The sequence below is a fragment of the Sebaldella sp. S0638 genome (assembly GCF_024158605.1).
Lineage (GTDB): Bacteria > Fusobacteriota > Fusobacteriia > Fusobacteriales > Leptotrichiaceae > Sebaldella.
The window spans coordinates 1-7159 of the sequence record NZ_JAMZGM010000164.1 but is presented as its reverse complement, the minus strand read 5'-3'; the positions used below and the strand labels follow the sequence as shown (position 1 = coordinate 7159).

Genomic DNA, 7159 nt, shown 5'->3' with positions numbered 1-7159 from the left:
TGGGTTTATTACTCCTTACCAGGCTAGATTCAATTTCTTTGGATCCTAATGTTCCCATTTTGCTTGACCATTACATTTTATTAGTGAAATTATTATAACATTTTTATTTAAAAAAATAAATAACAATTTTCAAATAATTAATTTAAAGTGTTTAAATATTTCAACACGATTTCGCTAATAAATTTATTACGTGTGACACCTTTTTCAAGGACAATTTTATCAATTTTTTCCCAGTCAGATTGTTTTAAAGCAACAGATTTCGAAATATACTTATCCCTATTTGCAATTTTTTTCCTCCCGGAACCGGGTCTTGCCCCGCCACTTTTTCCTTTGATTCCTGCCATATTTTCCCCACCTATAAATTATTGCATTAATTATAACATTTTTAATTAAGTGAAACCAATTGAAATTTTATCATTAAATCATATATTAAATTGTTAAAAATCATTGTATTTTCTGGGAGAAACTTAATATTTTAAAGCCGCTGGATTTTGAATAAATTCAACAATATTTAAACCTTGCCGCTTTACAAAAATCACGCATAGAGTTATCATAATTATAAATTAATATAAAGGGGGAAGAATATGGAATAATGAAGATTTATTCCGAACATGTATAATTGCATCCTACAAATAAATTATGCATAAAAGGAATATAAAGATGGCTGATAAAACTGAAAGAAGAGAAAGACTAATACAAGTATCCAAAGACGGGCGTGGAGCAGATACCTTCAGGGTGGCTGTGCCGGCAAAATGGATCAGAGATATGAAAATAGATTATGATGACAGAAAAGTGGAAATAATCTATGATTTTGAAAATAAAACAATATTAATGAAAAAAATTTGAAAACTTTTAGTGATTATCTTCTTTTTAACGATCACGCATAGTGAAAAAATATAAAAAAGAGTTGACCTAAATCAACTCAAATAGTGTATAATTACACCCTACTTGGATATTATACACTTTTCATAAAAGTTCGTCAATTTATAGTAAACTTTTTAGTTTAGGTAGTTTGCTTGATTGTGAAATCAAAAATATTTATTTAAGAATGAAAGGGGAAAACATGAAATTAAGTAAAGAGTTAGGGGAAATAATTGAAGAAACAGTTTTTCAAAATGAAAAAATGAAAGATTTAAGTGCTAAAATACTGGAGTTAGAAACTAAATTTAAGAAAAAATATAGTCCGGAGATTTTGAAAGATTATTTTGAAATAACAGAATTAATGCTGGAAGAATTACTACTTGGCAGTGAATTGCATTTTGAATATGGATTTGAATTTATAAAAGAGTATTTATTCAATAAAACTGTCAAAAGCTGAAAAGACAGGTACAGAAAAAATATAAAAAATTTTTCAAAAAAAATCTTGACAAAAAGCAATGAAAGTTGTATAATTAATCATAACAATAAATAAAGCGCATAATTATAGGAAAGATACAGAAAATAAAAGATTTTTTGAAAATATTCAGGTGTTTAATATTTTTCAAAAAGAATTATCAATAAAAATGAAAATATTTTTTTAATATTAACATTGCATTTAAGCAACGAAGCGAAAGACTTTACTCATTATAAACGACAATTAAACAGCCGGACGAATAGTTGAACTTACTATATGTAAGTCCTTAACCGGTATGCGGCTCAAGCAGCCCTGGTATATAGAGATATATGCCGGGGTTTTTTTGTTTTAAAAATTCAGGCATTTGATAAATTCAAATTCGGTATTTCCAATGGTTCCAGATATAGAAGAACCAAAATACTGTTTGAAGAATATATCAAATTATATTTAGTCAATGCCGGAATAAAACTTAAACTAAAATTTGTGAAAATAATAAATATATCAATCAGGGTACAAAAATCAGTTATTTTTTAACGTATTCTCCGAATAAACCAGGTACGGCATTGATATATTTATGTTTTCATAAATAAACGGAAAGGGGCTGATTTCATAATGAAGTAAATAATTTTCGCAATAATTTACAGAAAGGGTAAAAGATATGATTTTAGAAGTAGAGAATACTCTGTTTGACGCTTTACGGAATTTATTTAAGGAAAACGTTTTTGAAACTGAAAGCGGAAGTAAAAGTCCGGTAGTTGCAAGAGTGTACACATCATTTGAGAATATAGATAAGGACAATGTGGTCTATCCCTGTATTCTGGTAAAACTTGATGAAGATACACATCTTGTAACAAAAGAAAAGGAAGATAAAAGCCTTAAGTATCATTTTTTTATCGCAACAAATATTTCTGATAAGGAAAAGGCCTATGAAGAAACAGTGAAAATGTATGAAATCATTAAAAACACTGTTGTAAATAACGGGAGAATCGGAAATGTTATTGCAGACAGAAGAAATGTAAAAGGAACTTTATCTGAAAATGGAAAGAATCCGTTTATATGGATGGATATGAGTGTACAGATCACTGATGCCATTCTTACCACAAATTTAGAGGAGGAAAATTTTTATGATTGAAAATTTACAGGAAACAGAAATCAAAATCGGCAGAGCCGGTAAAATGGTTTATATAGGCCCTAATATCGAGGGACTGTTAAACGGTACAGTATTTGACTATATGCCTGAATTGGAAAATTACAAAGAGTATGAAAATATCGGAAAATTATTTATTCCATTGGAGTCTCTAAAGGAAGAAACTTTGAAATTAAGGGAAAAATCAAATTATCTGCATTTTATCTATGAAGAAATAGCAGAAATAAAAAAGAGAAAAGGGAGTGTTGATTAATGGCGTTAGAACATGGAATTTATACAAGAGAGATAGATACGGCAGGCTTTTCAATGGTTTCTGTTGATACAGCCATTCCGTTTATAGTGGGAACTGCCCCGATTAATATGAAAGATACAAAAAACGTAAATAATGTAGTATTCTGCAATAATCTTGCAGAATTCACAGAGGCTTTCGGATCATCGAAAAACCTTATGGATTATACACTTGTACAGGCTGCAAAGGTATATTTTACGCTTTATGGTGTAGGGCCGGTATTTATGGTAAATGTACTTGATCCTAAAAAACATGCTTCTGCTGTAATAACAGAAGAAGCAGTGGTAAAAGATAAGAAAGCCGTAATTGAAACAGAAGGAATTTTACAGGATACATTAAAAGTAACAAATAAAGCAAGTTCTACAGAGCTTGTAAAAGGGACTGACTATTATGTTTCGTATGATGAAGACGGATTTGTGGAAATCTATCTTGTAAATGAATCAGAAATAAAAGTGGAATATAAGAAACTTGATCCTTCAAAAGTTACAAAAGACGATATAATCGGCGGAGTTGATCCTGTAACTTATGACAGAAAAGGTCTGGAATTAATTCACGAGGCATTTGTAAAATTCAGAAAAACTGTTGGTGTAGTAATGGCTCCGGGTTATTCACACCTTTCTGATGTAATAGCAGTAATGGAAACAAAGACAAAGAATATAAGCGGGGCTTTTCAGGCTCATGCAATTATAGACTGCCCTGCGGATAAGAAATATAAGGAAATTCCTGAATGGAAAAATAGCTTAAATATTGTAGATGAAGATATAATCGGGACTTACGGTCTTGTAAGACTTGGGGACGAATATTATTATCAGTCGCTTCATTTAGGTGCGTTAATGGCTTCTGTGGATAACAAAGCCGGAGGAGTTCCTTCTGAATCACCATCAAATAAAAACTATAAAATGGACGGATTAGTTATAAAAACAGCTGACGGATATGAAAAAATAAATCTTGACCTTACACAGGCAAATTACCTGAATGAAAACGGTATTGTAACTGCACTGAACTTCGTAAACGGATGGACTTCATGGGGGAACTACAACACTTGTTATCCTTCAAGAACGGATATTAAAGATTCTTATGTTCCGGTAAAAAGAATGTTCAAATGGGCTGCAAATACTTTGATATTAAGCACTTGGCAGTTTATAGACAGAAAATTTACAAATGTATTAAGAGATTCTATTAATATGACAGTGGAAGACTGGCTGAAAACATTAACTGGAAATCACTTGTATGATGCGAAAATAGAATTAAGAGAAGAAAGCAACTCTCTTACTGATATGCAAAAAGGTAAATTTACATGGCATATAGATTTTAGTCCGATTCTGCCTTTCCAGGCCGGAGTTTACGAATTGGAATATAACCTGAACGATATTACAAATTATTATTTTAAATAGGAGGAATAAAATATGAGTACACATGTACCTGCGGCGATAAATGCTGCAAAAGTATACATTGACGGAAGTAATGAAGTAACAGGGATAGCTGAGGTAACGCTTCCTGAATTAAAATTTATGGTGGCTGAAATAGAAGGTTTTGATATAGCCGGTAAGATAGAAGAGCCTATAATAGGGTCTACAGATGTAATGGATCTTGTAATGAAATTTTCTGCTATAAACGGAGATATTTCAAATATAAACGATCAGCAGGCACACACATTCCATTTGAGAGCAGCTCAGCAGCATATTGATTCTGCTACGGGAAGTGCTGTTTTAAAAGGACTTAAAGTGGATATAAAAGGAAAAGTAAAAGAATTCAAGGGCGGGACTATAAAAGCCGGAGAAAAAACAGAAACTGAGATAGTTGTTTCTTGTCTTGCGTACAAAGTGACTTTAGACGGAAAAGAGATAATAAATATAGATAAATTAGGATTTAAGAGCAGCATAAACGGTATAGACCAGGCGAAAAGATTCCAAAGTCTGTTAAGTTAGTAACTTTATCTTTTTAAATAAATCAGAAAAATAAAATCAGGAGGATAATATATATGGAAATTAAATTGGAAAAAACATATGACATTAACGGGGAAATGACAGATACTATAGAGCTGGATTTTGACAAGCTTACAGGAAGACAGCTTATACAGCTTGAAAAAGAATTTAAGAAGGAAAACAAAGGGGAGTTAATATTAGTAGCGAATAATGCTTTTGCAGCTAAGGTAGCAGCTTTTTGTGCAGGGTTAAGAGAAGATGATATTCTTGATTTTTCCGGGAAAGACTTTACTACAGTAACGACAGAGGTAACGGTTTTTTTGAATTCATAAAGCCATTTGACCCGTTGAATTACACCTATTCAGATATATTATCCAAACAAATAGCAAGAATTGTAGTCAGGGGAAATAATAATCTGCAAATGAATCTGAATTATGAGGACTTAAACAATTCCAGCGTATTTGATCTGATTAAATATGTGGACTTAATATCTGAATTGGAAAAGGAGGTGAAGAATGGCTAGAGAAACAACCGTAGAGGTCGATATTGAGGTTAGTACGAAATATACCGAGAAGGTGAAGAAGGCGGAGGAGAGAGTAAAAAGGCTGAATAAGGCGGCTTCGAAGACGAAGACTCCGAAAAAACCTCTTACTGAAATGGAGAAGTATCAGCAGAGTATTGATAGGACTTATAAGCTCTTGCAAAAATTGGAAAAGCAACAGAAGAGTATTGGTAAACTTAAAAATATAGAAACTACTTTGAAGGCTAGCGTTAAGGTAACCGTGAAAGATACAGGAGATTCAAAAAATTTCAGTCCAAATGGAAATGAGGAAACGAATACACTTGTTGATAATTCAGCTCTAATTGGACTACTTCAGGGAATTTTATTTAAACTTCAAGAATGTCAGGGAACAATTCTTAACGGTCATATGATAATGATGAATATTGAAGGGTATTTGATATCTGCTTGTAATTCGTTGAGAATCGGGAATCATAATAATCTTTTGTGGAATGTTCTTAAACATGTGATGTTATCAAATATACATAATGTTTTAGAAACTAATAATGCCAATAATATTAATATTATTGGTGAACTTTCTAAAATTAATTCAGCACTAAACAATATGGAAATAACTAACAATATGGGTAGTGGAACAAGTGAGAGTGAGAGTAAAGAAGAAACTAAAGATGAAATTGGACGATTTTTAGATGGTGTAGCGGGAATAGGAGGGGCAGTAGCTTCTGTTTTAGCGGTAACAGGAGTAGGGGCAGTGCCAGCGGCGGTAATAGGAGCTGTAGCAGCAGCTCCAGCTGGGATTTATAAGATGCATAGATCTTTTTCGAAACTTTCTGATAAAGCTTTTGAATGGTTTACTAATGAAAAAGTTGTAAATAGGGGTTTCCTATCATATGAAACTGTTCATAAAGAGACAGGGGTGAAAACTAAATATGGACTGTGGGGAATGGTATATGGAAAAGAAACATATGATCCAAATACAGGAAGTATAAAAAAACATGGTTGGTTTGGAAATGTAGAAGCCGAAGGAAAAGTTCTGGATGCATCTAGTTTAAATGCTGCAATGGCTAGTAATATGATAGATTTAATGGGACCTATAAATGCTCTAACTAAAGTAACAGAAAAAAATGCTAATAATCAATTAAATCCAATGACTATGGCAGGAATTCAAGCAAGCCAAATTGATACGGGCGTAAATACAGGCTTTAATCCAGCAACTACCTCATCCCTAAATACACAACAAGGCACAGGAATCGAAGAAAAACTTGCTTTAATGCAGTCCTCATCAACAGAAAACATGAACGCACTAGCATTACTTTGGGACAACTACCTACAAAAAGTAAGTTTAGTTTACGATATGATAATACTGACAATGACAATGAAACACATGTTAATGACAATGAACACACTATTAACTGTACTAAACTTATACCTAACATGGTTAACTTTACCGCCAATGCTTGAAATAGTATGGCAGCAGATACTTGGCAGTGCAGATGCATTTCTATCAAACTTGAAGTCAAAATTTGCCACAGCAATAGCTGAAATAAAACAGCAAATGGCAGAATTATCATCAATTAGTATAAATCCCCCATCTTCCGGTAAAGGCCCTGGAAATACATACACAGGTAGTAACTTCTGGAGAGGTGGACTTACATATGTAGGGGAAAGAGGACGTGAATTAATCCAGTATCCTACAGGGGAACGTTTCATGGCGGATGCAAAAATGCTGATGAATCTGCCGAAAGGGACGAAAATCTTCAGAAACTTCATGACAGAAAGAATGATGAATAATGGCTTTTCTGAAAGCAGTATGACGACAATGGATGAAAACAATCAGTTAAAGAAATTAGGTGGATTCAATGGTTTATCAGTGGTGTTAGTATGAAAAAGTGGACACAAAAATCTTGATTGTGTAAACTAATTGAGAGAAGGCAGGTGTCCGAAA

At 32.7% G+C, this 7159-nt stretch carries 9 protein-coding genes; 8 read left to right on the top strand and 1 reads right to left on the bottom strand.

Annotated elements, in window-relative coordinates:
* Positions 1-137: 137 nt before the first annotated feature.
* Entirely contained in the window at positions 138-344 is a 207-nt protein-coding gene (locus tag NK213_RS18455) for a hypothetical protein (RefSeq protein ID WP_253351980.1), read from the bottom strand.
* A 316-nt stretch (positions 345-660) separates the two neighbouring features.
* Here NK213_RS18455 and NK213_RS18450 point away from each other — a divergent pair, with 316 nt between their 5' ends.
* From NK213_RS18450 to NK213_RS18415, 8 genes are all read left to right on the top strand, one after another.
* Positions 661-846, top strand: coding sequence for a hypothetical protein (locus NK213_RS18450; protein WP_253351978.1), 186 nt, complete (start codon positions 661-663; stop codon positions 844-846).
* A 217-nt stretch (positions 847-1063) separates the two neighbouring features.
* Positions 1064-1318 carry a hypothetical protein gene (locus NK213_RS18445; RefSeq protein WP_253351976.1) on the top strand — a complete coding sequence of 85 codons (255 nt, stop codon included), beginning with the start codon at positions 1064-1066 and terminating at the stop codon, positions 1316-1318.
* Between the two features lie 673 nt (positions 1319-1991).
* Entirely contained in the window at positions 1992-2465 is a 474-nt protein-coding gene (locus tag NK213_RS18440; protein ID WP_253351974.1) for a hypothetical protein, read from the top strand.
* Positions 2458-2733, top strand: coding sequence for a hypothetical protein (locus NK213_RS18435; RefSeq protein WP_253351973.1), 276 nt, complete (start codon positions 2458-2460; stop codon positions 2731-2733). Before NK213_RS18440 ends, NK213_RS18435 begins: the two co-directional genes overlap by 8 nt.
* Positions 2733-4163 (top strand): hypothetical protein, encoded by a 1431-nt coding sequence (locus NK213_RS18430; protein ID WP_253351971.1) that lies wholly within the window; start codon positions 2733-2735, stop codon positions 4161-4163. Before NK213_RS18435 ends, NK213_RS18430 begins: the two co-directional genes overlap by 1 nt.
* Before the next feature lie 12 nt (positions 4164-4175).
* The gene (locus NK213_RS18425; protein WP_253351969.1) at positions 4176-4697 is read left to right on the top strand and encodes a phage major tail tube protein; all 522 of its coding nucleotides are present in this window, start codon (positions 4176-4178) and stop codon (positions 4695-4697) included.
* Between the two features lie 53 nt (positions 4698-4750).
* The gene (locus tag NK213_RS18420) at positions 4751-5026 is read left to right on the top strand and encodes a phage tail assembly protein (protein WP_253351966.1); all 276 of its coding nucleotides are present in this window, start codon (positions 4751-4753) and stop codon (positions 5024-5026) included.
* 183 nt (positions 5027-5209) lie between these two features.
* Positions 5210-7099 (top strand): Alb1 domain-containing protein, encoded by a 1890-nt coding sequence (locus NK213_RS18415; RefSeq protein ID WP_253351964.1) that lies wholly within the window; start codon positions 5210-5212, stop codon positions 7097-7099.
* The last annotated feature ends 60 nt before the right edge of the window (positions 7100-7159 follow it).

Bases quoted from the DNA above. Each gene is read 5' to 3' on its own strand.
- NK213_RS18455 (WP_253351980.1), bottom strand. From the start codon at position 344: ATGGCAGGAATCAAAGGAAAAAGTGGCGGGGCAAGACCCGGTTCCGGG.
- NK213_RS18450 (WP_253351978.1), top strand. From the start codon at position 661: ATGGCTGATAAAACTGAAAGAAGAGAAAGACTAATACAAGTATCCAAA.
- NK213_RS18445 (WP_253351976.1), top strand. From the start codon at position 1,064: ATGAAATTAAGTAAAGAGTTAGGGGAAATAATTGAAGAAACAGTTTTT.
- NK213_RS18440 (WP_253351974.1), top strand. From the start codon at position 1,992: ATGATTTTAGAAGTAGAGAATACTCTGTTTGACGCTTTACGGAATTTA.
- NK213_RS18435 (WP_253351973.1), top strand. From the start codon at position 2,458: ATGATTGAAAATTTACAGGAAACAGAAATCAAAATCGGCAGAGCCGGT.
- NK213_RS18430 (WP_253351971.1), top strand. From the start codon at position 2,733: ATGGCGTTAGAACATGGAATTTATACAAGAGAGATAGATACGGCAGGC.
- NK213_RS18425 (WP_253351969.1), top strand. From the start codon at position 4,176: ATGAGTACACATGTACCTGCGGCGATAAATGCTGCAAAAGTATACATT.
- NK213_RS18420 (WP_253351966.1), top strand. From the start codon at position 4,751: ATGGAAATTAAATTGGAAAAAACATATGACATTAACGGGGAAATGACA.
- NK213_RS18415 (WP_253351964.1), top strand. From the start codon at position 5,210: ATGGCTAGAGAAACAACCGTAGAGGTCGATATTGAGGTTAGTACGAAA.